Annotated in this window: 26 protein-coding genes; 15 read left to right on the top strand and 11 right to left on the bottom strand. The window is 73.9% G+C overall.

Annotated features, from left to right (window positions below):
• Positions 1 to 54: 54 nt before the first annotated feature.
• Both sucB and ACZ38L_RS07745 read left to right on the top strand, forming a co-directional pair.
• Entirely contained in the window at positions 55 to 1,863 is a 1,809-nt protein-coding gene (gene sucB / locus ACZ38L_RS07740) for a 2-oxoglutarate dehydrogenase, E2 component, dihydrolipoamide succinyltransferase (protein ID WP_465690247.1), read from the top strand.
• 172 nt (positions 1,864 to 2,035) lie between these two features.
• Positions 2,036 to 2,551, top strand: coding sequence for a DUF4240 domain-containing protein (locus ACZ38L_RS07745; protein ID WP_465690249.1), 516 nt, complete (start codon positions 2,036 to 2,038; stop codon positions 2,549 to 2,551).
• A gap of 41 nt (positions 2,552 to 2,592) precedes the next feature.
• Here ACZ38L_RS07745 and ACZ38L_RS07750 read toward each other — a convergent pair whose 3' ends face one another.
• Complete coding sequence (locus ACZ38L_RS07750) at positions 2,593 to 3,669, bottom strand: hypothetical protein (RefSeq protein ID WP_465690251.1); 1,077 nt, start codon at positions 3,667 to 3,669, stop codon at positions 2,593 to 2,595.
• A gap of 149 nt (positions 3,670 to 3,818) precedes the next feature.
• On the opposite strand from ACZ38L_RS07750, the gene ACZ38L_RS07755 reads away from it, so the two are divergent.
• Together ACZ38L_RS07755 and ACZ38L_RS07760 are read left to right on the top strand one after the other, a co-directional pair.
• On the top strand, positions 3,819 to 4,724 hold the full coding sequence (locus ACZ38L_RS07755; protein WP_465690253.1) for a TIGR01777 family oxidoreductase: 906 nt from the start codon (positions 3,819 to 3,821) through the stop codon (positions 4,722 to 4,724).
• A 255-nt stretch (positions 4,725 to 4,979) separates the two neighbouring features.
• Entirely contained in the window at positions 4,980 to 6,308 is a 1,329-nt protein-coding gene (locus tag ACZ38L_RS07760; protein WP_465690255.1) for an NAD(P)/FAD-dependent oxidoreductase, read from the top strand.
• 68 nt (positions 6,309 to 6,376) lie between these two features.
• On the opposite strand, the gene ACZ38L_RS07765 is transcribed toward ACZ38L_RS07760, so the two are convergent.
• A complete protein-coding gene (locus ACZ38L_RS07765; protein WP_465690257.1) occupies positions 6,377 to 8,116 on the bottom strand; it encodes a regulator in 1,740 nt (579 codons plus the stop codon).
• Between the two features lie 332 nt (positions 8,117 to 8,448).
• Here ACZ38L_RS07765 and lipB point away from each other — a divergent pair, with 332 nt between their 5' ends.
• The 4 genes from lipB (at position 8,449) to ACZ38L_RS07785 (ending at position 11,506) form a co-directional block, all read left to right on the top strand.
• A complete protein-coding gene (gene lipB / locus ACZ38L_RS07770; protein ID WP_465690315.1) occupies positions 8,449 to 9,255 on the top strand; it encodes a lipoyl(octanoyl) transferase LipB in 807 nt (268 codons plus the stop codon).
• Between the two features lie 136 nt (positions 9,256 to 9,391).
• The gene (gene lipA, locus ACZ38L_RS07775; protein ID WP_465690259.1) at positions 9,392 to 10,348 is read left to right on the top strand and encodes a lipoyl synthase; all 957 of its coding nucleotides are present in this window, start codon (positions 9,392 to 9,394) and stop codon (positions 10,346 to 10,348) included.
• Between the two features lie 204 nt (positions 10,349 to 10,552).
• Entirely contained in the window at positions 10,553 to 10,729 is a 177-nt protein-coding gene (locus ACZ38L_RS07780) for a hypothetical protein (protein WP_465690261.1), read from the top strand.
• Positions 10,730 to 10,816: 87 nt separating this feature from the next.
• Positions 10,817 to 11,506 (top strand): DUF4191 domain-containing protein, encoded by a 690-nt coding sequence (locus ACZ38L_RS07785; RefSeq protein WP_465690263.1) that lies wholly within the window; start codon positions 10,817 to 10,819, stop codon positions 11,504 to 11,506.
• A 114-nt stretch (positions 11,507 to 11,620) separates the two neighbouring features.
• Here ACZ38L_RS07785 and ACZ38L_RS07790 read toward each other — a convergent pair whose 3' ends face one another.
• A complete protein-coding gene (locus ACZ38L_RS07790) occupies positions 11,621 to 12,088 on the bottom strand; it encodes an RDD family protein (RefSeq protein WP_465690265.1) in 468 nt (155 codons plus the stop codon).
• A gap of 305 nt (positions 12,089 to 12,393) precedes the next feature.
• On the opposite strand from ACZ38L_RS07790, the gene glnA reads away from it, so the two are divergent.
• Together glnA and ACZ38L_RS07800 are read left to right on the top strand one after the other, a co-directional pair.
• A complete protein-coding gene (gene glnA / locus ACZ38L_RS07795) occupies positions 12,394 to 13,806 on the top strand; it encodes a type I glutamate--ammonia ligase (RefSeq protein WP_396561770.1) in 1,413 nt (470 codons plus the stop codon).
• 272 nt (positions 13,807 to 14,078) lie between these two features.
• Positions 14,079 to 14,246 (top strand): hypothetical protein, encoded by a 168-nt coding sequence (locus tag ACZ38L_RS07800; protein WP_465690267.1) that lies wholly within the window; start codon positions 14,079 to 14,081, stop codon positions 14,244 to 14,246.
• Between the two features lie 78 nt (positions 14,247 to 14,324).
• Here ACZ38L_RS07800 and ACZ38L_RS07805 read toward each other — a convergent pair whose 3' ends face one another.
• On the bottom strand, positions 14,325 to 14,963 hold the full coding sequence (locus tag ACZ38L_RS07805; protein ID WP_465690269.1) for a hypothetical protein: 639 nt from the start codon (positions 14,961 to 14,963) through the stop codon (positions 14,325 to 14,327).
• 211 nt (positions 14,964 to 15,174) lie between these two features.
• Positions 15,175 to 16,395 carry a cytochrome P450 gene (locus tag ACZ38L_RS07810; RefSeq protein ID WP_465690271.1) on the bottom strand — a complete coding sequence of 407 codons (1,221 nt, stop codon included), beginning with the start codon at positions 16,393 to 16,395 and terminating at the stop codon, positions 15,175 to 15,177.
• Positions 16,396 to 16,503: 108 nt separating this feature from the next.
• On the opposite strand from ACZ38L_RS07810, the gene ACZ38L_RS07815 reads away from it, so the two are divergent.
• Positions 16,504 to 16,860, top strand: a complete 357-nt coding sequence (locus ACZ38L_RS07815; protein ID WP_465690273.1) for an arsenate reductase family protein — start codon at positions 16,504 to 16,506, stop codon at positions 16,858 to 16,860.
• 55 nt (positions 16,861 to 16,915) lie between these two features.
• Here the strand turns inward: ACZ38L_RS07815 and ACZ38L_RS07820 are convergent, their stop codons facing one another.
• The gene (locus ACZ38L_RS07820) at positions 16,916 to 17,392 is read right to left on the bottom strand and encodes a pyridoxamine 5'-phosphate oxidase family protein (protein WP_465690275.1); all 477 of its coding nucleotides are present in this window, start codon (positions 17,390 to 17,392) and stop codon (positions 16,916 to 16,918) included.
• 62 nt (positions 17,393 to 17,454) lie between these two features.
• Here ACZ38L_RS07820 and ACZ38L_RS07825 point away from each other — a divergent pair, with 62 nt between their 5' ends.
• Complete coding sequence (locus tag ACZ38L_RS07825; protein ID WP_465690277.1) at positions 17,455 to 18,009, top strand: DUF1697 domain-containing protein; 555 nt, start codon at positions 17,455 to 17,457, stop codon at positions 18,007 to 18,009.
• Positions 18,010 to 18,022: 13 nt separating this feature from the next.
• On the opposite strand, the gene ACZ38L_RS07830 is transcribed toward ACZ38L_RS07825, so the two are convergent.
• Positions 18,023 to 18,985 carry a DUF1152 domain-containing protein gene (locus ACZ38L_RS07830; RefSeq protein WP_465690279.1) on the bottom strand — a complete coding sequence of 321 codons (963 nt, stop codon included), beginning with the start codon at positions 18,983 to 18,985 and terminating at the stop codon, positions 18,023 to 18,025.
• A 49-nt stretch (positions 18,986 to 19,034) separates the two neighbouring features.
• Entirely contained in the window at positions 19,035 to 19,682 is a 648-nt protein-coding gene (locus ACZ38L_RS07835) for a TetR/AcrR family transcriptional regulator C-terminal domain-containing protein (RefSeq protein ID WP_465690281.1), read from the bottom strand.
• A gap of 74 nt (positions 19,683 to 19,756) precedes the next feature.
• On the opposite strand from ACZ38L_RS07835, the gene ACZ38L_RS07840 reads away from it, so the two are divergent.
• Entirely contained in the window at positions 19,757 to 21,208 is a 1,452-nt protein-coding gene (locus ACZ38L_RS07840) for an FAD-dependent monooxygenase (RefSeq protein WP_465690282.1), read from the top strand.
• On the opposite strand, the gene ACZ38L_RS07845 is transcribed toward ACZ38L_RS07840, so the two are convergent.
• The 3 genes from ACZ38L_RS07845 to ACZ38L_RS07855 form a co-directional block, all read right to left on the bottom strand.
• Complete coding sequence (locus tag ACZ38L_RS07845) at positions 21,195 to 21,770, bottom strand: hypothetical protein (RefSeq protein ID WP_465690283.1); 576 nt, start codon at positions 21,768 to 21,770, stop codon at positions 21,195 to 21,197. The genes ACZ38L_RS07840 and ACZ38L_RS07845 overlap by 14 nt on opposite strands.
• Before the next feature lie 143 nt (positions 21,771 to 21,913).
• Positions 21,914 to 22,639: a hemerythrin domain-containing protein gene (locus ACZ38L_RS07850; protein ID WP_465690285.1), complete on the bottom strand. Its 726-nt coding sequence runs from the start codon at positions 22,637 to 22,639 to the stop codon at positions 21,914 to 21,916.
• Positions 22,640 to 22,831: 192 nt separating this feature from the next.
• A complete protein-coding gene (locus tag ACZ38L_RS07855) occupies positions 22,832 to 23,851 on the bottom strand; it encodes an alpha/beta hydrolase (RefSeq protein WP_465690287.1) in 1,020 nt (339 codons plus the stop codon).
• 319 nt (positions 23,852 to 24,170) lie between these two features.
• Here ACZ38L_RS07855 and ACZ38L_RS07860 point away from each other — a divergent pair, with 319 nt between their 5' ends.
• Together ACZ38L_RS07860 and ACZ38L_RS07865 are read left to right on the top strand one after the other, a co-directional pair.
• Positions 24,171 to 24,911: an SDR family oxidoreductase gene (locus ACZ38L_RS07860; protein ID WP_465690289.1), complete on the top strand. Its 741-nt coding sequence runs from the start codon at positions 24,171 to 24,173 to the stop codon at positions 24,909 to 24,911.
• A gap of 299 nt (positions 24,912 to 25,210) precedes the next feature.
• Positions 25,211 to 26,185 carry a phosphatase PAP2 family protein gene (locus tag ACZ38L_RS07865; RefSeq protein ID WP_465690291.1) on the top strand — a complete coding sequence of 325 codons (975 nt, stop codon included), beginning with the start codon at positions 25,211 to 25,213 and terminating at the stop codon, positions 26,183 to 26,185.
• Positions 26,186 to 26,206 lie beyond the last annotated feature (21 nt).

Consider the following 26,206-nt stretch of genomic DNA (forward strand, 5'->3'; position numbering starts at 1 on the left):
CTTCCCCCTTCCTGAACTTCCTGAACGCAAGACTTGATAGGAGTCGCTGAAACCATGGCGGTCTCAGTAACGCTGCCCGCACTGGGCGAGAGCGTGTCCGAGGGCACTGTCACCCGTTGGCTCAAGGCCGAGGGTGAGCGGGTGGAGGCCGACGAGCCGCTGCTCGAGGTCTCCACGGACAAGGTGGACACCGAAATCCCCGCGCCGGCCTCCGGCATCCTGGCCGCGATCAAGGTCGGCGAGGACGAGACCGTCGAGGTGGGCGCCGAGCTGGCGATCATCGACGACGGCTCGGGCGCCCCGGTCGCGGCTGCCGCCCCGGCCGCCGCCGCTGCCCCGGCCCCGGTGGCCGAGGCTCCGGCCGCTCCGGCGCCGGTGGTCGCTGCCCCCGCGGCGCCGGCTCCGGCCGCTGCCGCCCCCGCCGCTGCCGCCCCGGCCGCTCCGGCTGGGGACGCCACCCCGGTGCTGCTCCCGGCGCTGGGCGAGTCGGTCGCCGAGGGCACCGTCACCCGCTGGCTCAAGGCCGAGGGTGAGACCGTCGAGGTCGACGAGCCGCTGCTGGAGGTCTCGACCGACAAGGTCGACACCGAGATCCCGTCGCCGGTCGCCGGTGTGCTGGTGAAGATCCTGGTCGGCGAGGACGAGACCGCCGAGGTCGGCGCTCAGCTCGCGCTGATCGGTGCCGCGGGTGCGGTTGCCGCCGCCCCGGCCCCGGTTGCCGCCGCTCCGGCCCCGGCCGCCGCTCCGGCCCCGGTGGCCGCCCCGGCCCCGGCCGCTCCGGTTGCCCCGGCTGCTCCGGTCGCCCCCGCCGCTCCGGCCCCGGCCGCTCCGGTTACCCCGGCTGCCCCGGCCCCCGCGCCGGTCGCCGCCCCGGCTGCTCCGGCTCCGGTCGCCGCCCCGGCTGCTCCGGCCGCCGCCCCGGTGGCCGACGCCGGTGACGCCTACGTCACCCCGCTGGTCCGCAAGCTCGCCGCCGAGCAGGGCGTCGCGCTGAGCTCCGTCACCGGCTCGGGTGTCGGCGGCCGGATCCGCAAGCAGGACGTCATCGCCGCCGCCGAGGCCGCTGCGGCTCGACTGGCTGCCGCTGCCCCGGTCGCCGCTCCCGCTGCCGCCAAGGCCGCCGCCCCGGTGACCCCGTCCCCGCTGCGCGGCCAGACCGTGCCGATGACCCGCGTCCGCAAGGCCATCGCCAAGCACATGGTCGAGTCGCTCAAGGTGTCGGCCCAGCTGACCACCGTGGTCGAGGTCGACGTCACGCGCATCATGCAGCTGCGCGCCAAGGCGAAGGCCGGCTTCCAGCAGCGCGAGGGCGTCAAGCTCTCGCCGATGCCGTTCTTCATCAAGGCCGCCACCGAGGCGCTCAAGGTCCACCCGATCGTCAACGCCCGGGTGAACGACGACGACACCATCACCTACCACGACGTTGAGAACGTCGGCATCGCGGTGGACACCGAGAAGGGCCTCTTCGTCCCGGTGATCCACGGCGCCGGCGACCTCAACATCGCCGGTATCGCGAAGAAGGTCGCCGACCTGGCGGCCCGCACCCGCGACGGTGGCCTCAAGCCCGACGAGCTGGCCGGCGGCACCTTCACGGTGACCAACACCGGTTCGCGCGGCGCGCTGTTCGACACCCCGATCCTCAACCAGCCGCAGGTCGGCATGCTGGGCATCGGCGCCACCGTGCGCCGCCCGGTCGTCGTCAACCACCCGGACCTGGGCGAGACGATCGCGATCCGCGACATGGTCTTCCTGGCCCTGTCCTACGACCACCGGATCGTCGACGGCGCCGACGCGGCCCGCTTCCTGGGCACCGTCAAGGCCCGCCTGGAAGAGGGCGCGTTCGAGGGCGACCTCGGCCTGTAAGGCGTAGTTCGTAGTTCCGTCCGAGCCCCGGTCCGTCCCGTACGGACCGGGGCTCGGTCGTGCCCGGCAGCGGTCCGGCGTTCCGCGTTCACCCGAACCGGCGGCGCGGGCCCGTGCCGCGCGGCGCAGCCGCAGTGCATTTGCGCCGGCTAACGGGGATGCTGGAGCGGTGATGTACGAGACCGACTTCTGGCAGCTCATCGACGAGACCCGGGACGCCGCCGAGGGCGACCCGGACGACCAGGCCGACCTGCTGGTCGACCGGCTCGCCCAGCTGACGCCCGATGAGGTGATCGACTTCGCCCGGCTGTTCGAGGCGCGCTTCCAGCGCGCCTACACGTGGGAGTTGTGGGGTGCCGCCCACCTGCTGCTCGGCGGCGCGTCGGAGGACGGCTTCGACTTCTTCCGCTGCTGGCTGATCGCGCAGGGCCGGGAGGTCTTCGAGGGCGCGGTGCACGACCCGGACGCGCTGGCCGAGCTGGTGCCCGACTTCGACGAGGAGGAGGACGGCGACGCCGAGGACTTCGGCTACGCCGCCGACGAGGCGCACGAGCAGCTCACCGGGCTGCCGTTGCCCGACCTGGGCACCCGGCAACCGCGGCAGCCGGCCGGCCAGTCGTTCGACTTCAACGACGAGCGGATGATGGCGAAACGATTCCCCCGCCTCTGGGAGCAGTACGGACGGTAGGCCTCCCGGGGCCCGGACCGGCGCTCCCACCGTCCCCGGGATCAGATGCCGCTGCGCGGCGCGGTGGGGCGGATGCCGAGCAGGAGTTGGTCGAGGACGGCCGGGGCCGGGGCGTTCGGGGCGTTGTCGACCGTGCCGACCAGGGTGGTGTAGCCGCCGATGCCGTCCGGGACGGCGACCACCGTGACGAAGCCGCCGGGACCGGAGCCGTCCTGCGGGGTCACCTGCCAGTGCACCGAGTAGCCGGCGATCCCCGCCACGGTGGCCTGGCCGGCGGCCAGCTCCTGCTGCGAGGTCCGGTCGCCGTAGTGCTGGGCGGCGCCCGTCCGCGTCGCGTCCTCGGCCACCGAGCGGGCGTCCGGGCCGGTGGCCGGGCTGCTGTCGATGGTGAAGGTGCCGTGGTAGCAGCCGTTCGGGTCGGTGCAGTCGTAGCGGCCGGTGACCAGCTGGACGGCGGGGTCGCCGGCCTGGCGGGCGGAGGTCCAGCCGACCGGCACGGGCACGGTCCAGCCGTGCAGGGCGTCCTGCACCGTGCCGTCCGTGCCGTCCGGCTCCGGGAGGCTCGGCACGGCGGACGCCGCCGACACGGCAGGCGCCGACGGGGTCGGCGCGGCCGCGGCCGGACGCCCGCCCGCCGCCTGGTGGGCGCCCTCCAACAGCACCGCCGTGCCGACCACCAGGACGGCCGTCACGGTCAGCGCGCCCGCCGCGACCGCCGCGATCAGGCCGACCCGGCGGCGCGGGCCGGCCTGCGGCGCGGGGTGGGGGGCACCGAACGGCGGCGGGAAGCCGGGCACGGGTACCGGCACGGGCGGCGGCGGAAAGCGGTACCCGGCGGGCCCGGGGAGGTGCGGGAACCCGTAACCGGCGCCCGGCGTGACGTCCGGCGCGGGAACGGCCGGGTGCCCGTACGCGGGCGAGGCGTCGGAGACCTGGGACGGCCCGGTCCGCCGCACCGGCACCGGTGCCGCGGCCCCGGACGCTCCCCCGGCCGGCCGGCTCCGCGGCGTCCAGGCGGTGCCGTCCCAGTACCGCTCCCGGCCGCCGCCGACGCCCGCACCGACGCCCGCGCCCTGGTCACGGTCGGGGTACCAGCCGGCGGGGGTCGAGTTGTTCACGGCCGTACCGTACCGGTCCCACCCGACGGCGGAGCGACCCGGTCCGCCCGGCCGACGGACCGTCAGCAGGCCCGCACCGACCGCGACACGCCGCCGGTGTGGGTCGGCCCGGGGGCCGCCCGGACCGGCCGTGCTGCCAGGATGGCCGCATGCGCATCGCTGTCACCGGTTCCTCGGGCCTGATCGGCTCCGCCCTTGTCCGCTCGCTGCTGGCCGACGGCCACCAGGTGGTCCGGCTGGTCCGGCACCGCAGCGCGACCGGCCCGCACCCCGACGGCTCGGTCGGGGTCGGCTGGAATCCGGCGCTCGGGGAGGTGGACCGCGCCGGGCTGGCCGGCACCGAGGCGGTGGTGCACCTGGCCGGCGCCGGGGTCGGCGACCGCCGCTGGACCACCCGGTACAAGCAGGAGATCCGGGACAGCCGGGTATTCGGCACCCGGGCCCTGGCCACCGCGCTGGCCGCCGCCGAGAAGCCGCCGGCCGTGCTGGTCAGCGGCTCGGCCGTGGGCTTCTACGGCCAGACCGGCGACCGGCTGATCGACGAGACGGCGCCGGCCGGGGACGACTTCCTGGCCCGGGTCTGCGTGGACTGGGAGGGCGCGGCCCGGCCGGCCGCCGAGGCGGGGATCCGGGTGGTGCACCCGCGCACCGGCCTGGTGCTCTCGGCCGCGGGCGGCGCGGGTGGCCGGCTCTTCCCGCTGTTCCGGCTCGGGCTGGGCGGCCGGCTCGGTTCCGGCCGGCAGTACTGGAGTTTCATCTCGCTGGTCGACCAGGTGGCGGCGCTGCGGTTCCTGATCGACGAGGAGGAGCTGCGCGGGCCGGTCAACCTGACCGCGCCCTCGCCGGCGACCAACGAGGAGCTCACCGCGGCGATGGGCAAGGTGCTCGGCCGGCCCACGCCGTTCCCGGTGCCGGAGGCGGTGCTGCGCCTGGCGCTCGGCGAGATGGCGGTGGAGGTGGTCGGCAGCCACCGGGTGGTGCCGGAGAAGCTGCTGAGGGCCGGGTTCCAGTTCGCTCATCCGGACGTCCTCTCGGCGGTGCGGGCGGCGCTCTGAGGAGCGCCGGAGGCGGCTGGGACGGGTGGGAGCGGCACCGGGGAGCGAACGGGCGGGCGCGGGGGCGCACAGGACGGCGCACAGCGCCCGGGCGTGCCCCCGGGACGTGCCACCGACGGGGTGTGCGCCCCTGGATCCGATTCGAACACCCTTGCCTGAACACGGTTCTGACTGGGCATCACCTGTTCTGACCGTCCCGGCACCCCGTAGCCGTCCGCCGGCCCGGAGCTCCGGGACCAGGGAGGGAGTTCGTCCGTGACCCCACATGACATCGCCCGCCGCACCCGCTCCGCCGACCCCGACGTGGTCGTGGTCGGCGCCGGGCTGGCCGGTCTGGCCGCCGCCCACGCGCTCTGCGGCGCCGGCCTGGACGTCCAGGTACTGGAGGCCACCGAGCGGATCGGCGGCCGGATAGCCGGGCACCAGGTGGACGGCTACCGGCTGGACCACGGCGGCCAGCTGCTGAACACCGGCTTCCCGGAGCTGGTCCACCGGCTGGACCTGGCCGGGCTGGAGCTGTGCCCGCTGGCCCCCGGCGTGCTGGTGCACAGCGCCGGCCGCCGGCACCGGGTCGGCGGCCCGCCGCAGCCGCCCGGCCGACCCCCGGCCGGCCGCCCCCCGCGCGGCGGCGCGCTCGACAAGGCCCGGCTGGCGGCCACCCTGAACCGGCTCGCCACCACCCCCGTCCCCCGGCTGCTGGCCCGCCCGGAGACCACGACGGCCCGGGCGCTGGTCGAGCGCGGCCACTCGCCACGGGTGGTGGACGGCTTCCTGCGCCCACTGCTCACCGCCCTGCTGAGCGACCCGGCGCTGGGCACCAGCAGCCGGGTGGCCGATCTGGCACTGCGCGAATACGCCCGGGACGGGCTCTGCCTGCCCGCCGCCGGGGCCGGCACCGTCCCCGCCCGGATGGCCGGGGCGCTGCCGCCGGGCACCGTCCGGCTCGGCGTCCGGGTGACCGCGATCGGCGCGGAGGGCGTGCGGACCGCGGGGCACGGGCCGGTCCGGGCCCGCGCGGTGGTGCTGGCCACCGACGCCCGGTCGGCCGCCGAGCTGCTGCCCGGCCTGCGGCTGCCCGAGTTCCACCCGGTGACGACCTACTACCACGCCACCGGGCCCGCCCCGCTGGGCGAGGCCGCGCTACTGCTGGACGCCGACCGGACCGGCGGCGCCGCGCCGGTCTCGCACTCGCTGGTGCTCAGCGAGGTGCACGAGTCGTACGCCCCGGCCGGTCGCTCGCTGGTGGCCACCACCGTGCTCGGACGGCGCGGCTTCGACGCCGGCGGGCCGGCCGGGCTGGAGCCGGCGGTCCGGTCCCGGCTGACCGAGCTGTACGGGGTGTCCGCCCGGGAGTGGGACTTCCTGAGCGTGCGTCACCTGCCGGACGCACTGCCCGCGATGCCGCCGCCGCACAACTTCCGCCGCCCGGTGCGGGTGCTGGCCGGGCTGTACGTCTGCGGGGACCACCGGGACACCAGCAGTGCGCGGGGCGCGCTGGTGTCCGGCCGGCGGGCGGCCGAGGCGGTGCTGCGCGACCTGGGGGTGGCCCGGGACGGGCTACCGGAGGCCCGCGCGGCGGCCTGAGTCGCCGTCGGGGCCCGGTCGACGGAAGCGCGTGGGGCCGGGCGGCGGCCCGGCCCCACGTCACCGCCTCAGATCGCGCCCGCCTGCCGCGCCGCCTCCTCGAAGGCCCGGGCGACCGGGCTGCCCCGGTACGGCGCGAGCCGGCGGTGGAAGTCGCGCAGGTACTCCACCGTGCGGGCGGAGCGCATCTCCCCCGCCGCCCGGAGCGCCTCGCTGGCCATCGCGCAGGCCTCGTCCAGGTCACCCATGCCCAGCCGGGAGGCGGCCAGCACCATCCGGCAGAACACCCGGCTGCGCGCGTACGCGGCCGAGCGCAGCCGCAGCGACTTCTCCGCGTGCTGCGCGGCCGGCCGCCACTGCTGCAGGTCGCGGTAGCAGTGGGCGAACTCCTCGGCCAGCTGCGCCTCGTCGAAGTACCGTGCCCAGGAAGGGAGTTCGTCACCGCTGCGGGAGAGCGCGAGGGCCCGCTCGGAGCGCACCAGGGCGGCGGTGCAGGAGCGCACGTCGCCCAGTATCCCGTGCCCGCGGGCCTCGGCCGCGTGCATCAGCGCCTGCACCACGGCCGGGGCCCCCGTACCCACGCCCTGCTGGGCCACCCGGGCCAGCTGCACCGCCTCCCGGCCGTGCCCGAGGTGGACCGCCTGCTGGCTCATGGTGATCAGCACGTAGCCGCCGAGCACCCGGTCGCCGGCCGCCTGCGAGAGCCGCAGCGCCTGCACGAAGTAGCGCTGGGCCAGCCCGTGCGCGGCGATGTCGAAGGACGTCCAGCCGGCGAGTCTGGTGAGGTCGGCGACGGCGGCGAACAGCGCCCGGCCGATCTGCTCGCCGTAGCGCCCGCGGAGCATCGGCTCGGCCTCGCTCTCCAGGTAGCGCACCAGCGCCTGACGGGCGTGGCCGCCGCCGTAGGCCTGGTCGAGCGCCCGGAAGAGGTCGCCGACCGCCCGCACCGCGGCGATGTCCCCGCGGCCGACCCGCAGTCCGGGCCGTTGCTGGCCCCGGGCGGCGCCCTCGCCGGCCGGTCCGGGTGGCGCGGGCAGCGGGGCCGTCCGGGCGGTCGAGACCAGCGGCCGGCGGCCCTGCGAGGGCACCCGGCCGGGCGGCGCCGGGCGGGGCGCCGAACCGCGTGGCAGCGGCTGGTCCCCCGGGTCCGGCGAGGCGTCCAGACCGGCCAGCGGTCCGGCCGGGCCGGAGACGAAGATGCCGGTGGAGCCGTCCCGGGCGACCTGCTCGTCGCTGCGCCCGATCAGCCAGTCCCGGCTGGGCACCACCAGCCCGGCCGGCGTGAAGGCGATCCGGCGCAGCTCGGACTGCGGGCCGGTGTCCTTGCGCCACATGCTGGCGACGATGTCCACCGCCTCCTGCGGCGTCTCGGCGAACTCCAGCCCGGCGTAGACCGGCCCGCAGGCGTCCAGGCCGATGTCCTGGGCCGAGAGCCGGCGGCCGAGCCTGCGGGTGAAGACCTCGGCGATCAGCGCCGGGGTGGCCCCGCGCGGCTGCTGGCCGCGCAGCCAGCGGGTCACCGAGGTCTTGTCGTACCGCAGGTCGAGGCCGTGTTCCAGACCCAGCTGGTCGACCCGGCGGGCCAGCCCGGCGTGCGAGAAGCCGGCCTCCTCGATCAGCTCGGCGAGCAGCGGGTTCTGGGTGCGGGCGGGCGGGACCCGGCCGGGGGCGGCCGCCTCCTCGGGTTCGTCCCGAGGATCTCCGGGCAGGGAGGCGGCCGGCAGCGGGCGCTCGGCCGCGGGTTCGTCCGGGCCGAGCGGGTCGAGCGGGTCGTAGGCCGGGCTGTCGGTTGCAGGCCGTTGGGGCATGTCAGTCAACACCTCTCGGACGCCGCACCGGCAGCTCCAGCCCCCCGGTGCCTTGCACGACGCCCCCTGTCGGGAATCGGCGTGAATGTAGCGAGCATTCTGACGCTATGGGTGGATCTGGGCGGGCAATCCTCCGAACGGGTGAAGCAGGCGCGCCCGTTGTGGGGAAGGTGCGGCCTGCGGGGTTTGAGGCGGAGAGAGGCTTTCCGACGTCTCGCGCGGGCCGCGTGACGGCTGCTCTCGGGCAACCGACCGCACGGGCGTACAGTGGCGAGGTTGGTCGCAACGCCCGGCAAGGAGCAGTGGTGAGCGAGAACGTACGGTTCGTGACGATGGGCATAGGCGAGCGCGCCGTGCCGTACCAGGAGGCCTGGGAGGAACAGCAGCGACTGCACGCGCTGCGGATGGCCGACGAGATCCCCGACACCGTTCTACTGCTGGAGCACCAGCCGGTCTTCACCGCCGGCAAGCGCACCAAGCCCGAGGACCTGCCGCTGGACGACACCCCGGTGGTGCAGGTCAACCGCGGCGGCGAGGGCACCTGGCACGGGCCGGGGCAGCTGGTCGGCTACCCGATCGTCAAGCTGCCCGAGCCGATGGACGTGGTCGCCTACGTGCGGCGGCTGGAGGAGGCACTGATCCGGGCCTGCGCCGAGTTCGGGGTCGGCACCAGCCGGATCGAGGGGCGCAGCGGGGTGTGGGTGCTGGGCCAGGAGCTGCCGGACGCGCAGCCGGACCCGGCCAAGGTGGTCGACATCGGCAAGCTGACGCTGCGGCTCGGCCTGCCGCTCGGCATCGACCCGCGGCTGGCCGGCCCGGAGTACGCGCCGTCCAACGCCGGGCAGCGAGGGGACGACCGCAAGCTGGCGGCGATCGGGGTGCGGGTCGCGCGCGGCGTGACGATGCACGGCTTCGCGCTCAACTGCAACCCGGACATGACCTGGTTCGACCGGATCATCCCGTGCGGCATCCGGGACGCCGGGGTCGGCTCGCTCTCCGGCGAGGCGGGGCGGCAGATCCCGGTGGGCGAGGCGGCGCCGGTGGTGCAGCGGCACCTGGCGGCGGTCCTCGCCGAGCTGCCGGAGCCCGCGCCGGCCCGGGTCGCGCCCGCGGCGGCCCCGGCCGCGGCGGCCCGCTGAGCGTCCTGGCCCGCTGAGTCGGGAATCATCATGCCGCCGCGGCGGTTGCCCTGCGATTGCGGGGCCCGCGCCGGGCGGAAACCGTACAAGCAGAGGCGTACCCTGGGGGTACCCCGTCTAGTTCTAGGAGTCGCTCGTGTCCGCTGTCGCCCCCGACGGCAGGAAGCTGCTCCGCCTGGAGGTCCGCAACAGCGAGACCCCCATCGAGCGGAAGCCGGAGTGGATCAAGACCCGCGCGAAGATGGGTCCGGAGTACAACGCCCTTCAGTCGCTGGTGAAGAAGGAGGGGCTGCACACGGTCTGCCAGGAGGCCGGCTGCCCCAACATCTTCGAGTGCTGGGAGGATCGCGAGGCGACCTTCCTGATCGGCGGCGACCAGTGCACCCGGCGCTGTGACTTCTGCCAGATCGACACCGGCAAGCCGGCCGACTTCGACCGCGACGAGCCGCGCCGGGTCGCCGAGTCCATCGTCACCATGGACCTGAACTACGCCACGATCACCGGCGTCGCCCGCGACGACCTGCCGGACGGCGGGGCCTGGCTGTACGCCGAGACGGTCCGCCAGGTGCACGCCATGACGGCCGGGCGCGAGGCCGGCCGGACCGGCGTCGAGCTGCTGATCCCGGACTTCAACGCGGTCCCGGAGCAGCTGGCCGAGGTCTTCTCCTCGCGTCCCGAGGTGCTGGCGCACAACGTCGAGACGGTGCCGCGGATCTTCAAGCGGATCCGCCCGGCGTTCCGCTACGAGCGCTCGCTGGACGTCATCACGCAGGCCCGGGCGGCCGGGCTGGTGACCAAGTCGAACCTGATCCTGGGCATGGGCGAGACCCGCGAGGAGGTCAGCCAGGCGCTGGCCGACCTGGTCGGGGCCGGCTGCGAGCTGATCACCATCACCCAGTACCTGCGGCCGTCGGTGCGCCACCACCCCGTGGAGCGCTGGGTGAAGCCGCAGGAGTTCGTGGAGCTGCAGCAGGAGGCCGAGGAGCTCGGCTTCGCGGGAGTGATGTCCGGGCCGCTGGTCCGATCCTCGTACCGCGCCGGGCGGCTGTACCGGCAGGCACTGGAGCACCGCGAGCGCGCCACCGCGGTGTGAGTCCCGGCGGAACGCCGACGTGGGGCCCGGTTCGCCGGGCCCCACGGCTGTTCGGGGGAACGCCGGGGAGCCGGCGGGGCGCCGAGGCGGAACCGGGTCTGCAGAACGGTTTCATCAGCCTTTGACGGTGCCGTCATCGGCCCGTCACACCGGCGGCCGAGACTGGTCCCAGGCTTGGCGAGGCTCGGCGAGGGAGTACCCGACATGCGTACCACCCGTACCACCATCGGCGCCGCGATCCGGCTCGCGGACCGCGTCCTGCTGGCCCCCGGACGGCGGCAGGCCCGGCTGAACGCCTGGACCGCGGTCTGCGAGAACCGCCGGCACGCGGCGGAGCGGACGGCGGCGCCGGTCGGCCCGCGGACCCGGCCCGGGCAGTAGCTCCGCGGACCCGGCCGGATCACAGCTTCGGACCGATTGGGGACCGGGCTTCGATGTCCGCTGTCCATGCCACGTACCATGACCTTCATGGCGAGGGAAACATCCGATACCCCTGGGCGGCTCCAGCAGATCCGCCAGGCGTACATCATGACCAAGAAGGTCGACACCAAGATCGGCCTGATCATCGGAGGCGTCGGCCTCCTCACCTTCGGCGTGTTCCTCGCCATCGGTTTCCTGATCGGTCACCCGATCTACCTGGGCATCCTGGGCTTCATCGTGGCCTTCCTGGCCGCGGCGATCGTCTTCGGCCGCCGGGCCGAGCGAGCCGCCTTCGGGCAGATGGAGGGCCAGCCGGGCGCGGCCGCGGCGGTCCTCAACAACATCCGCCGGGGGTGGAGCAGCAACCCGACCCCGGTCGCGATCACCCGCAGCCAGGACGCGGTCTACCGCGCCGTAGGCCGGGCCGGCATCGCGCTGATCGGTGAGGGCAACCCGAACCGGGTCCGCGCGCTGCTCGCCGCCGAGAAGAAGAAGATGGCCCGCGTGGTCGGCGACGTGCCGGTGCACGACATCGTGGTCGGCGATGGCCCGGGCGAGGTGCCGCTGAAGAAGCTGCAGATCCACCTGATGCGGCTGCCGCGGGCCATCACGCCCGCGCAGGTCACCGAGACCAACGACCGGCTGCGCGCACTGGGCGACCTGCTCTCCAAGGCGCCGGTCCCCAAGGGACCGATGCCCAAGGGTGCCCGGATGCCCAAGGGCGGCCAGGGGCGCTGACCCCGCCCCGGTCGTAGCACCCTCAGACAGCAGAGGCCCCGCCGGACGGCGGGGCCTCTTTCGCGATGTCTCCTGATGTTCGCGATGTCTCCTGATGCCTGCGGGGCTTCCCGCTCAGATCCGGACCTCGACGGTGCCGACCGCCTTGTCGTGCAGGCCGCGCGAGTCGCGGTCCCAGACCGCCGCGGGGATCACCAGGCAGAGCAGGAAGGTGCGCAGCAGCACCTGCGGGATCGAGGCCCGGCCGCCGCCCAGGCGCACCACCCGCAGACCGAAGAGCCGCTTGCCGATGGTCGTCCCGGTGGTCGCCAGGAAGATCGCGGTGACCGCGTAGAACAGCGGCAGGTTCCACAGGTTCGCCTCGCGCGCACTGCCGTGCGCCAGCATCCCGTACGCGACCAGGCTGCAGAGCCAGCCGTCGACCAGCAGCGCGCCGATCCGCCGGCCGGGGCCGGCCATCGAGCCGGACCCCTCCTGGGGCAGGCCGAGCCGCTCGCCCCGGTAGCCGAAGTCGGCGCCCATCCGCTCGGCGGCGGCCCTCGGCCCCTCGATCCACGATCCCAACGCTTCTCTGCTGTCCACGAATCCACACTATCCGGGCAGCCCGGGCCGACCGGCGGCGACTCCCCCTGCGAGTGAATCCGCGTGGCCACGCTTCCTCTAGTGGTCTAGACCACTCATCTCGCGGAGCCCGTGTTCCGGAACGATTTGCCCCCTCCCGGGCGACTTTGCCGCCCATTCGGGGGCATCTGGTTAACATGGGCGAAACGATGGGGTCACCACGAGGAAACGGCCGATTCCTAGGGTGAGCCGCACCATGGCCGGTTGGGACGACTGGTCGGTGCACGTCTGAACCCGGCCCCTCACGGCCGGGCCGAGGAGGATGGATGTTCAAGAACGCCGCCGAGGTCAAGGCCTACATCGCGGAGAACGACATCAAGTTCGTGGATGTGCGGTTCTGCGACCTGCCGGGCGTCATGCAGCACTTCGCGGTCCCGGCGGCCACCTTCGACCCCGCCGAGACCCTGATGTTCGACGGCTCGTCGATCCGCGGCTTCCAGGCCATCCACGAGTCGGACATGGCGCTCGTCCCGGACCTGGCGACCGCCCGTCTGGACCCGTTCCGCAAGGACAAGCACCTCAACATCAACTTCTTCATCCAGGACCCGATCACGGGCGAGGCCTACAGTCGCGACCCGCGCAACGTGGCCAAGAAGGCCGAGGCGTACCTCGCCTCGTCCGGGATCGCCGACACCGCGTTCTTCGGTCCGGAGGCCGAGTTCTACGTCTTCGACTCGGTGCGCTTCGACACCAGCGCGAACGCGTCCTACTACCACATCGACTCCGAGGCCGGCGCCTGGAACACCGGCTCGACCGAGGGCGACGTCCGCGGCTACAAGGTCAAGTACAAGGGCGGCTACTTCCCGACCCCGCCGGTCGACCACTTCGCCGACCTGCGCGCCGAGATGTCCCTGGAGCTGGGCAACGCCGGCCTCCAGGTCGAGCGCCAGCACCACGAGGTGGGCACCGCCGGCCAGGCCGAGATCAACTACAAGTTCAACACCCTGCTGCACGCCGCCGACGACCTGATGCTGTTCAAGTACATCATCAAGAACGTCGCCTGGCGGAACGGCAAGACGGCCACCTTCATGCCGAAGCCGATCTTCGGCGACAACGGCTCGGGCATGCACGTGCACCAGTCGCTGTGGGCCGAGGGTGCGCCGCTCTTCTACGACGAGCAGGGCTACGCCGGGCTCTCCGACACCGCCCGCTACTACATCGGTGGTCTGCTGAAGCACGCCCCCTCGCTGCTCGCCTTCACCAACCCCTCGGTGAACTCCTACCACCGACTGGTCCCCGGCTTCGAGGCACCGGTCAACCTGGTGTACTCGCAGCGCAACCGCTCGGCGGCGATCCGGATCCCGATCACCGGCTCCAACGCCAAGGCCAAGCGCATCGAGTTCCGCGCGCCCGACCCGTCGTCCAACCCCTACCTGGCCTTCTCGGCGATGCTGATGGCCGGCCTGGACGGCATCAAGAACAAGATCGAGCCGCTCCAGCCGGTCGACAAGGACCTCTACGAGCTCGCCCCCGACGAGCACGCGGGCGTCCCGCAGGTCCCCTCCTCCCTCCCGGCCGTCCTGGAGGCCCTGGAGGAGGACCACGAGTACCTGCTCGCCGGCGGGGTCTTCACGCCCGACCTGATCGAGACCTGGATCGACTTCAAGCGCACCAACGAGATCGCCCCGATCGCGCTGCGCCCGCACCCGCACGAGTTCGAGCTCTACTTCGACCTGTAGGAAACCTCCGGGCCTCCGGCACTCTCCGTGGCGAGTGCCGGAGGCCCGGCGCGTTCTCCCGGGACCGGCGGGGTCGGACAGCTGCGCCGGACAGATCCGTCGGACAGGTGGGCATACGAACTTTCACTCCTGTGAGTGATACCGATCGGACCAGTCGGTCGACAGCATGGTTCTCATCCTCCCAAGCTCCCGCAGGGCTCTCTCCGTCCTCGGCTTCACCCGCCGTCCGAGCGCCCGGCGCCACCCTGGTCGGCGCCGGCTTCTCCGTCCACATGGACGAGGACCAGAAGGACCGCGACACCACCGTCACCGTGACCGTCCGCGACGTCTACGGCGGGACCGCCGCCCGGGTCTCCTCCACCTTCGGCCAGTGGGACCAGTACGGCGACCAGGGGCCCTCCAGCTGGCCATCCTCAACCACTCGCCGTACGAGACGCTGAAGGGTGCCCAGACCACCTCCCGCATCGACCCGCACGGCCACAACCACATCGAGCCCGACCTCTTCGTCGACCTGGTCTTCAGCGACGGATCGCAGCTGACCTCGGACTGCCCCCAGCTCGGCCGGGTCGGCGGTCTCGTGCGCGGTCATCCGGAAGGCGCCGAGCACGTCGGCCACCGTGCGGATCGCCTCCAGCCCCTTGCCCCGGGACGTCACCGAGCAACACCCGGGTGCCGTAGGCGGTGTCGCAGATCTCGTAGAGGTCGCCGCCGATCGCCACCTCGGCCTGCGCGGCCCGGTAGAGGCCGGCCGCCCGTAGGCCGCCGACCTGTTCCGGTACCGGGTGCAGCACGGTGCGTTGCAGGGCCTCGCTGACCGTGCGGGCCCGGACCAGGTGCTGGGCCTGCCGCAGCCGCTGCCGGGCGAGCATCACACCGGCCAGGCCGGCCAACGAGGTGGAGACGTAGGCCCAGACGTGGTGCTGCTCGTAGAGGTGGCCGACCCGGGCGGCCAGCAGCAGCTGGAGACCGAGCGCGACCGTGCTGGAGGCGGCGGTGGGGACCGGGTCGTAGCCGAAGGCCACCACCACCGGGAGGATGATCAGCATGAGCCCGGCCGCGGTGGTCTGCGGCACGGCTGCCTCCACCGAGAGGTCCAGTACGATCAGCAGCGCCGGGAGCCAGCGCGCCCAGCGCGGGGAGTCGGCGCCCCCGACCACTGCCGCCGAGGCGGCGGAGTCGCGCCGGGCACTGGGGGCCGCGCCGCGGGGCGGCCGGTGGGCGGCCTGCCTCTACGGGCGCGGACAGTGCGGAACTCCTGGGGCTCGACGGCGGGGCTACGAGTCCATGGTCCCGTAGGTCGCGAGTGAGCGGCGGGGCGGACAGCCCGGCGAAGGGGACCTTCGACCACGCGGGCCGGCCCGGGGCCGGTCAGCCGAGGGTGACCGCCAGCTCCTGGTAGCCGCGCAGCACCAGACGGTTGCGGCGCACCGGCTCCCCCGCCGGGGCGAGCCGCGGGAACCGGCGCAGCAGCGTGGGCAACGCGACGTTGGCCTCCAGCCTGGCCAGCTGGGCCCCGAGGCAGAAGTGCACCCCGCCGCCGAAGGAGAGCGGGTGGCTGTCCCGGCGGGTCGGGTCGAAGACGTCCGGCCGCTCGTACCGCTTCGGGTCCCGGTTGGCCGCGCCGATCAGCACGAAGACTCCGCTGCCGGGCGGCGTCGGCACCCCGGCCACCGAGAGGCCCTCGGAGAGCGGCAGCCGGGAGGTGAGCTGGACCGGGGAGTCGTAGCGCAGCACCTCGTCGGTGAAGCCGGCCGGGTCCAGTTCGCCGGAGCGCAGCCCGTCGGCGGCCCACGGGTGCTGGAAGGTCTGCGCCAGGCCGTTGCCGAGCAGGTTGGTGGTGGTCTCGAAGCCGGCCGCCAGCAGCAGCACCAGGTTGGCCAGCAGCTCCCGGCCGCTTAGCCGGCCGTCCTCCGCGTCGGCGGCCCTGACCAGGGCGCTGACCAGGTCGTCCTGCGGACGGGCCGTGCGCTCGGCGCAGAGCTCGGCGAAGTAGCCGGCCAGCTCGTCGCAGGCGGCGTCGGCGCGCCGCAGTTCGTCCTCCGTCGTGGAGACCTCCAGCGAGCTGGTGAGGTCGGCGGCGAGCGGCCGGAACCGGTAACGGTCCTGCTCCGGCACGCCGAGCAGCTCACAGATCACGGTCACCGGGAGCCGGAAGGCGAAGGTGTCCAGGAAGTCCACCGGCTCGCCGCCGGCGCCCAGCTCGGCCATCTCGTCCAGCAGCCGCTCGACGGTGGCGGTGACCGCCGGTTCCAGCGCGGCCACCCGGCGGGCGGTGAAGACCGAGGCGATCAGCGAGCGCATCCGGGCGTGGTCCGGTGCGTTGACCTCCAGGATCGAGTGGCTGAGCAGCAGCCTGGACGAGTGCTGCGCGTAGTCCGGGTCGAAGCTCAGCCGCAGCTCCTGGTCCGCCACGCCGTAGGCGGGGTCGCGCAGCAGCTGGTGCGCGACCGGGTAGGCCAGCGCGAGCAGCATCTCGCCGTCCCAGACCGGGGTGACCGGGCCGAGCTGGTGCGCCTCGGCGTAGAGCGGGTACGGGTCGGCCGAACCCTCCGGCGTCAACAGCTGGTTGATGATCTCGGTACCGTCCAAGGCCTGCCCCTCGGTCCCTGTGGCCGGCCCCACGGCCCGCCCCCTACCGGGAACCGCCGTCCGTGGCGCCGGAGTTCCCGGCCCGGGCGAGTGCGTAGGCTGACCGGCATGGAGATCTGGATCAATCCCCGCTGTACCAAGTGCCGCTTCGCGCTCGGCGAACTGGACGCCGCCGGCGTCGAGTACACCGTGCGCCGCTACCTGGACGACCCGCCCAGCGTGCCGGAGCTGGAGCAGGTGCTCGACCGGCTGGGCCTCGACCCGTGGGACATCACCCGGCTCGACGAGGCGGTCGCCAAGGAACTGGGCATGCGCGGCTGGGGCCGGCAGCCGGCCGACCGGGCGCGCTGGATCGCCGCGCTGGCGGAGCACCCGATCCTGGTGCAGCGGCCGATCATCACGGCGGACGACGGGCACGCCGTCGTCGCGCGGACGCCGGAGGCCCTGCGCTCGGTGCTGCCCTAGCGGGTCCAGCCCCTGGGTGTACTGACCACGGAGTTGGTGACAGGGGTCAGTACACCTAGCGCCGCTGGACGGTGCGCACCTCCTCGCCCGGGCGCCAGCTCCGGATGAGGAGGTGGTCGCCGCCCTCGCCGACCGAGGTCAGCACCACCTCGGTCAGCTCCAGCCGGAACGCGTGGAACGGCCCGGTCGGCGGCTCGGGCAGCTCGGCCTCGTACCCGGCGAGGGCGGCCTCGTCGGTGATCTCCACCGCCCGCCCCGCCAGCTTGGCGTCCCCGCCGGCCATGCTGCCGTCCCCCGGGTTGGCGTGCAGCGCGAAGCGCGGGTCGCGGCGCAGGTCCAGCGCCTTGACCGCACCCCACATCGACCCGAGGGTGAGATCCGCCCCGACCAGCCGCACCTCGGTGCCGCTCACCCGGGGCGTGCCGTCCTCGCGGAGGGTGGCCAGCACGTGGTGCCGGTGCGCGTCGAGGCGGGCCCGGACCGCCTCCGCCAGCTCGGGCGCCGCCTGCTCGAACTCCTGCCGACTGCTCATGTGCCCACTGTCACACGGGGCACCGACCGCCGCCCCGGGCGGCGGTCCGGCAGACTGGCCGGATGGCCGAGCAGACCTTCATCGCCTTTCTCCGTGCCGTGAACGTGGGCGGACGTGTGGTCAGGATGGAACGGTTGCGCGAGCTCTTCGCGGAGCTCGGGCTGGCCGACGTCCGCACGTACATCCAGAGCGGCAACGTCTTCTTCACCGCGGACACCGGGACGGACCGGGCCGCGCTGAGCCGGCGGATCGAGCGGCACCTGCACGCGGCGCTCGGCTTCGAGGTGCCGACCGTGCTGCGGACCGTGCCGGAGGTCGAGGAGCTGCTCGCGGCCGATCCGTTCCGCGACGTCGAGGTGACCCCGGAGGTACGGCTCAGTCTGGTGTTCCTGACCGAGCCGCTGCCGGCCGACCTGGAGCTGCCGCGGCGCAGCCCGCGCGGCGACCTGGAGGTGATCGGCGCCACCGGGAGCACCGCCTTCGTGGTGACCCGGACGCTCGACGGCCGGCCGGCGGGGAATCCGGCCTGCGTCTTCGGCCCGGCCTACCGCGGCCACGGCACCGCGCGGTTCTTCCACACCACCGCGAAGATCGTGGCCGCGGCCAAACGGGGCTGATGGCTCGGACGGCTCAGTGCGGGAACGCCCGCGGCGGCCGGAGCCGGGGCAGCTCGTCGCGGAACTCCTCGATGACGGTGCCGAGTTGGCGCATCAACACGGTGCGTTCCAACCGGTCGAGGTAGCGGTTGCGGTCGGCCAGGCCGGCCACCGTGACGGTGAGGTAGAGCGTCATCAGCGGGTTGATGAAGAGCTCGCTGTGCCGGGTGCGGGCGGTGAACCGGACGTCACCGAACTCGCCGCGCAGGGCCGCCGCGACCGAGCCCTGGACGATGCTCGGGCGGTCGGGCGTGGCGGCCTGGGCGTCCGCGACGGCGTCCAGGTAGAGCGCGCCCTCCCGGCTGTCCCGCGGGATCGAGAAGGCGCCCAGGTAGTCGCCGGTGCGGGCGAGGTCGGCCAGGTTCTCCAGCACCAGCGAGTGGTTGACCCCGTGGTAGGCGTCCACGCCGTAGCCCAGGCAGACCACCAGCCGCTCGGTCAGCCCGTCCAGCCCGGCCACCGCGGCCAGGCTGGCCATGTCCTCCTCGGGCGTGCCGAGGCCGGCCTCGTCGCCGCGCATCAGGATGTCGGTGCCGCCGTCCACCAGCACCACCGCGTCGATGTCCAGGTGGGCGACCAGCTCCCGGTAGGCGGCCCGCAGCGGCTGGACGCCGACCGGGGCGAAGGCCCAGACGGTGTCGGGCAGGCCGTGCCGGTCGAGCCAGCGGGCCAGCGTGAGCTCGGGGAAGTACTGGTCGTGCGTCCGGGTGTCGGGGCGGATCTCGGCGACGTCCGGCGCGAGCCAGACCTCGGCGGGGAGCCCGTGCAGGTGACTGAAGGAGAGGTTGGCGAGGTGCACCCGCTTGCCGGCCGCGCGCAGCGCGAGGGCCAGTGGGAGCCCGGCGTAGACGTCGAAGCCGCCGCCCGCGCCGGCCACCAGGATCCGCTCGGCGGCGCGCAGCCGGGTGAAGACCGGGGGTTCGAGGAGGGAGAACACCCGGAGGACGGTGACAGGCGCCCGGCCGGTTGGCAAGGGGTCGCGCTGCTCAGGGCCGCGTCGCGGGCCCGGTGGCCGCGATGCCGGCCACCAGCACCGCCAGCCCGCGCTCGAAGCGCTCCTCGAACCCGGTGAACAGCCCCGCACCGGCGGCCGCGGCGAGCGGGTGGGCGGGCCCGATCAGCTCGGCCCGGGCGGCGACGTCGAAGCGCTCGTCGCGCTCGCCGGGCAGCGGGTGGACGGACTGTTCCTCGATCACGAAGCCGACCGTGTAGGCGTAGCCGGTGGAGAGGGCGAAGACCGCGTCGTCCAGCGGGAAGCCGGCCGCGACCAGCGCGGCGAGGTGGACCTCCAGCAGCCCGGCGTGGTCGGTGTCGATGAAGTGGGTGCCGCCGAAGACCTTGGCGCCGTCCCGGTAGCCGAGCAGCGCGCGGCGCAGGGTCCGGCAGGCCGAGGTGATCCAGTCCGGCCAGCCGGCGTCCGGCCCGGGCCGCCCGTCCTGTGCCATCCGACGGAACATCTCGGTGGCCATCGCGTCCAGCAGGGCCTGCTTGCTGGCGAAGTGCCAGTAGAGCGCGGGCGCCTGGACGTCCAGCTCCTTGGCGATCCGGCGCAGGGTCAGCCCGTCCAGGCCGGTCTCGTTGAGCAGTCGCAGCGCGGTTTCGGTGACCTGCGCGGGGTCGATTTTGCTTGCCACCGCTCCATCCTCTCAGCCTGCTGCGACACGGCCCACGCTTGACAGCTTAACAACGTTAAGCACACACTGGCGACATGGAACTTAACAACGTTAAGTCAGATCTGGACGTGCTGGTGGTCGGCGCTGGCGGCACCGGCCTGATGCTGGCCTGCGACCTCGCCCGGCGCGGGGTGCGCGCGCTGGTCGTCGAGCAGCAGGAGACGCTCTTCCCCGGTTCCCGCGGCAAGGGCCTGCAGCCGCGCACCCAGGAGGTCTTCGACGACCTCGGGGTGATCGACGCGGTGCGCGCGGCCGGCGGGCGCTACCCGCGGATGCTCAGCTGGCGGAACGGCACGCCGCAGGAGGAGTGGGATCTGATCAAGTCGGCGACCGAACGCCCGGGCGTGCCCTACCCGGCGCCGTGGATGGTCCCGCAGTGGCGCACCCAGGAGATCCTCTTCGCCCGGCTGCGCGAACTCGGCGGCACCGTCGCCTTCGGCACCGCGCTCCACGCGCTCACCCAGCACCCGGACGCCGTCGAGGCCGTGCTGACCGGCGCCGACGGCGGCACCCGGACCGTCCGGGCGCGCTACCTGGTCGGCGCCGACGGCGGGCGCAGCGCGGTGCGGCGGGCGATCGGGGTCGCGATGACCGGCGAGACCGTCGACCCGCGGCCGGTCCTGGTCGCCGACGTCCGGATCGACGGGCTCGGCCGCGACAACTGGCACGTCTGGCCCGAGGCGCCGGGCGGGATGCTGCTGCTCTGCCCGCTGGCCGGGACGGACGAGTTCCAGCTCTCCGCCCGCTTCGACGAGGGCGAGCCGGACCTCTCGCCGGAGGCCGTCCGGGCGGTGATCGCCGAGCGCACCCAGCTGACCGCCGAGGCGGTCCGCGAGGTGCGCTGGTCCAGCGACTTCCGGCCGCGGGCCGCGCTCGCCGACCGCTACCGGGTCGGCCGGGTGCTGCTGGCCGGGGACGCCGCGCACGTCCACTCGCCGGCCGGCGGGCAGGGGCTGAACACCGGGGTACAGGACGCCTACAACCTCGGCTGGAAGCTCGGCCGGGTGCTGCGGCACGGCGCGCCGGACACCCTGCTGGACAGCTATGAGGCGGAGCGCCGGCCGGTGGCCGCCGCGGTGCTCGGGCTGAGCACCGCGCTGTACGGGATGGCCACCCAACGCGGCGACCAGACCTCACAGTTGGGGATCGGCTACCCGACCGGCCCGCTGACCGTGGAGGACCGCGCGGAGCCACCGGCCGACACGCTGCGGGCCGGCGACCGGGTACCCGACCTGCCCTACCGGGGCGGGCGGCTGTTCGACCTGCTGCGCGGACCGCACGCCACCCTGCTGGCGATCGGCTGCCCGGCGCCGGCGGTCGAGGACCCGGAGCTGGTGGTCCGCGAGACGGCCGGCCTGGCGGGGTTCGGGCCGGGGCTCTTCCTGATCCGTCCGGACGGGTACCTCGGGCTGGCCACCCGGAACCCGGCCCGGGTGGCGGCCTACCTCGGGCAACTCTCCGGCGCCCCCGCCCTCACGACCGGCTGAGCCGGGTGACGGTGGCGCTGCTCAGGCCGAGCAGATCGGCGGAGAACGGCGGCAACGCGGCGTCCACCGCCGTCGCGTCGCGCCGCTCGGTCGCAGCCGCCACCAGGTTGGCGGCGTCCTGGGCGAGCACGCCGAGCCGGTCCTCGACACTGCCGGCCGGCGCCGGCGCCTCGCGCCGCAGCGGCCCGCCCGGCAGCACCGGCCGCGGCTCGACCGGTGAGGGCGCGGCCGGGTCGGCCGGCAGCGCCCGCCGGAGCGCGCCGGACGCCGCGTCCAGCTGGTCCAGCCGGCCCCGCAGCGCGCCCGGGTCCGGCCGGCCGCCGGCCGGGGCCACCGCCCCCGCCAGGTCGCCCGCCGTCCGCAGCACCTCGCCGAGTGCCCCGAGGGCCGCCGTGGTCCGGGCCGCGGCCGCGGCCCGCGCGGCGACCGGCCGGATCACCGGGTGGCCGTGCGCGCCGACCGGGCCGCCGGGCGAGCCCGGCGCGGAGGCGGCGGCGCTGCCGGCGAGCCCACCGGCCAACGCGGTACTGAGCAGGACGGCGGTCCACGACGTGCGAGGCATGAGCTGGTTCTTCCTTCCACCAAGGACGAGCGGCGACGGCTGGGACGGGCCGGCCACTCCTCACCTTGGGCACCCCGGCACCGGTTCCGCCATCGCGGATGGTCCGAACGTGCGTCAACTCGCCCGCACCACAAGCGGCCCGGTCACTCGCCGGCCGGGGCCACCCCCCAGAGCTGGGCCGAGCAGCGGGCGTAGACCGCCTGCCAGTGCGGCCACTGGCGGACCGTCAGGTCGTCGCAGTCGGCCAGCAGCGCGTCGATCTGCTCCTCCGCCACCCCCTCCAGCAGCCAGGCCAGCGCGTCCGGGGCGCCCGGCCCGTCGGCGAGCCGCAGCAGGTCGAGCAGCTCGGGCAGGGTGCCGACCCGGGACTGCGGGACGAGCAGCCGCGCCATCACCGGGAGCACCTGCTCCTCCTCGATCCGCAGGTGGGTCTCCAGCCGGGCCGCCAGCTCCTCGACCGCGTACGCCACCGACCAGCAGCTGGCCGGATCCCGGGTGGCCACCCGCATCAGCGTGGTGGTCCGGGTGAAGCAGTGGTCCAGGTTGTGGTGGTCGTCCTCCAGCCAGTTGACCAGCAGCCGCAGCTCGGGGGCGAAGCGCCGGAGCAGCGGCCAGAGCCGGCCGTCCTGCTGCTCGTGGTGGCAGGTGAGCATCGCGGTCAGGAAGTCCCAGTGCCGCTGGAGCGCCGCGGCGCCCGCCTCGTCGCCGGGCTGCAGCAGCCGCAGCGCGGTGGGCACCCGGGCGAGGTCCCGGCGCAGCGCGGCCTGGGCGAGCCGCAGGCCGGCGAACCGCAGTGGCCGCGCGACCGCGACCGCCTCGCGGGGTCCGCGCGGGGCGGGAATGGACTGCAGGTGGGTCGGCGTCGGCATGGCGCTCTCTTCATGACTGGCGTGGGGACGGATCGGCGCCGCCCGCCTCGGGTGAGCGAAGCGGAGCGGCGCCGTGGGCCCAGGTTGTCCCCAGTCGATCAGTGACGAATCAATACCGGATTGCCGTGCAGGTCAGCGGCGGTTTCGCGGGTTCACCGGCGGTCAGCCGGGCCGCCGGACCGCCGACGGAGCTCAGTCGCTGGTCGGGCCGGCCATGTTCTGGGTCAGCCACTGCAGGGTCAGCGGGATCATCTTCTTGAAGTCCGAGGTGAGGTGCTTGCCACCGGGCTGCTCGTAGTACTGGATGTTCGTCGGCGCGGCGGCCTTCTGGACCCAGGCCTTCACCAGCTTGACCTCCGGCGGGTTGGCGCCGCCGGCGGTGGCCAGCATCCGCACGTCGGCCTTGCCCTGACTCACCATCACGCCCGGGCTGTTGGCCAGCCGCTCGTCCTCGTGCCCCTTCCAGAGCAGGGAGTCCGGGTCGAAGTAACCGTCGATCGGCACCGCGGCCTTGTACTGGTCCGGGTGCTCCAGGGCCATCTTGGCACTGCAGAACGCGCCGGTCGAGGCGCCCATCAGGCCCCAGCCGTCCCGGCTCTTCAGGGTGCGGAAGTTGGCGCGGACGAAGTCCGGGACGTCCTGGGACATCCAGGTGTCCATCTTCGGCTGGCCGGGGATGTCGCTGCAGTCGTAGGCCCGCTGCTCGTCGGAGGTCAGGTTCTGCACCGGCATCACCATGATGAACGGGTGCGCCTTGCCCTGCTTGGCCAGCTGCTCGTCGGCCTCCTGGATCGGCAGCTGGTTGTCGGTCCAGGTGTTGTAGCCGTTGCTCTGGCCGCCCGCGTAGAGGGTGAGCACCGGGAAGCCGGTCTTGGCGTACTTCGGGTCGTTGTACTCCGGCGGCAGCCAGATCCAGAGCTTGGCGGACACCCCGGACTTCTTGCCCTGCAGGGTGGTCATCATGATCGGTCCGGCCGCGGTGTCCCGGGCCTTGGTGAGCTGGGTGGTCGGGCCCGTCGGCATCAGCACCTTGGCGTCGGCCGCGGGCGACGCCGGCACGCTCGGGGCCACCGAGCCGCCGGAGCCGGCCGGGTGGGCGTCGGCGCCGGACGTGCCGCCACCGCCTCCCCCGCACGCGGTGAGGGCGCCGGCCAGGGTCAGCGCGGCGGCAGCGGTCAGAACGGCACGGGTACGAGCGAGCGGCGGATGCACGGCAGGTCTTCCGACTGGTGGGTGGCGCCCGAACCGTCTCGTAGTCGGGCGGCGCCGACCGGGTGTGGGGCGGCGCGGAGTGAGGACGATCCTATGACGCGACCTCGTCCCGCCATGGTTGCGACCGGGCTGCCTGGCAACCAACATTTGCTGTGACTTTGGCAAAATCCCGGCCATCCGGCGGGGGTCGACCGGCGGGTGGTGTCGACTCCGTCCAAGGCCCGGACCGGGCCGCCACCGCCCTTTGGCGGCTCCTACGGTGACGGGCCGGCCCGATGTCGGCGATCATCGGAGGACCGTCGCACCAGAGGGAGCACGCATGCCGCAGCAGATCGCCGTCGTCACCGGGGCCGGCACCGGCGTGGGCCGCGCCGTGGCCCTCGAACTCGCCCGGGCCGGCTGGCAGTTGGCCCTGGCCGGGCGGCGTGCCGAACCGCTCCGGGAAACCGCCCGGCTGGCCGGCGGCGGCCTGGTGGTCCCGACCGACGTCACCGACCCCGCAGCGGTGCACGCGCTCTTCGCCGAGGCGGCCGAGCACTACGGGCGGCTCGACCTGCTCTTCAACAACGCCGGCACCTTCGGCCGCGCCGTGCCGCTGGAGGAGCTGGGCCACGACGACTGGCGGGCCGTGGTCGACCTCAACCTCACCGGCGCCTTCCTCTGCGCCCAGGCCGCCTTCCGGCAGATGAAGGAGCAGCGGCCGCAGGGCGGCCGGATCATCAACAACGGCTCGATCTCGGCGCACGTGCCGCGCCCGCAGAGCATCGCCTACACCGCGACCAAGCACGCGGTCACCGGCCTGACCAAGTCACTCTCGCTGGACGGCCGGCCGTACCGGATCGCCTGCGGGCAGATCGACATCGGGAACGCCGCCACCGAGATGACCGCCGCCATGAGCGTGGGCGTCCGGCAGGCCGACGGACGGATCGTCGTCGAGCCGACCATGGACGTCGCCGACGTCGCGCGGACCGTCCGGCAGATGGCCGAGCTGCCGCTGGAGGCCAACATCCAGTTCGCCACCGTGCTGGCCACCACGATGCCGTACATCGGCCGCGGCTGACCGCCCGGGGCGGCCCGGTGGGCGACCGCCCGACGCCGATGACGGCCGGGAACCGCGCCCGGCCGGGGCTCCCGGCACCCGGACGGCGCTTGAGGGGGGTCGCCGCGCAGCCCACATTGCGAACGAGTAACAATGGAACGCATGTGTGTCCCTCCGACGCGCCGCACCCGCGTGTGCCGTGCCGCCTCCTCAGCCCCGGTCGGGGGCGGTCACCTAGCACTCTGGGAGGACAGCCGATGAAGAATCCACGACCAGAGGATGATCGGACGGCCACAGAACGTCTGGCAGACTTCTCGTCCATGGGGGAACCGACCGAGATCCAGTCGCCGGGCGCCGAGCGCGCCACCACGGCACGCAGCGGCGGTTCCGTCCAGTCCCCCGGCCGGCCGGCCGACGGGCCTGTGGACGGAGCCGGCGACAGCACCGCGCTTCGCGGAGCCTCCGGGGTCCGCGCCTGGATCAGCGCCCAGCGGCGGCATCCGGCCCGGCCCAAGGTGGTCTTCGAACTCGCGCTGATCGCGATCAGCTACTGGCTGTACTCGTTGGTGCGCAACGCCGTCCCGGAGCAGGCTTCGGCCGCCGAGCGGAACGCCTTCTGGGTCTGGCACACCGAGCAGGGCCTCGGGGTCGCGGTGGAACGTTCGATCAACCACGCCGTCAACTCGGTGACCTGGCTGATCGTGGGGATGAACTACTACTACGCGACGCTGCACTTCATCATGACGATCGGCGTCCTGGTCTGGCTCTACCGCTGTCATCCCGGCCGCTACGCGGCCTCCCGCACGGTGCTCTTCATCACCACCGGCATCGCCCTGGTCGGGTTCTACTTCTACCCGCTGGCACCGCCGCGGTTGATGACCGACGGTCACTTCATCGACACCGTCGCCGTGCACCACACCTGGGGTTCACTGGCCTCCGGCCCGGGCGCCAGCGTCTCCAACCAGTTCGCCGCGATGCCCTCGATGCACATCGGCTGGTCCTCCTGGTGCGGCCTGACGATCTTCTTCCTGGCCGAACGGAAGTGGGTGCGGGCGCTCGGCCTGGCCTATCCGGCGGCCACCCTGATGGTGATCATCTCCACCGCCAACCACTTCTGGATGGACGCGGTCGGCGGGGCGGTCTGCCTGGCCATCGGCTTCACGGTGACCCGGCTGGTCTACCACCGCTGGGCCTACCAGTTCCCGCAGGTTCCGGTCGCGCGGCAGAGCCCGGCGCAGGGCGCGTCGGTGCCCGAGCAGCGGCCCACCCCGGTCGGCGCCGGCTCCCGCCAGTAACTCCGCGTACGCCGCCCCGTC

It is taken from the genome of Kitasatospora sp. NPDC024654, from assembly GCF_055559155.1.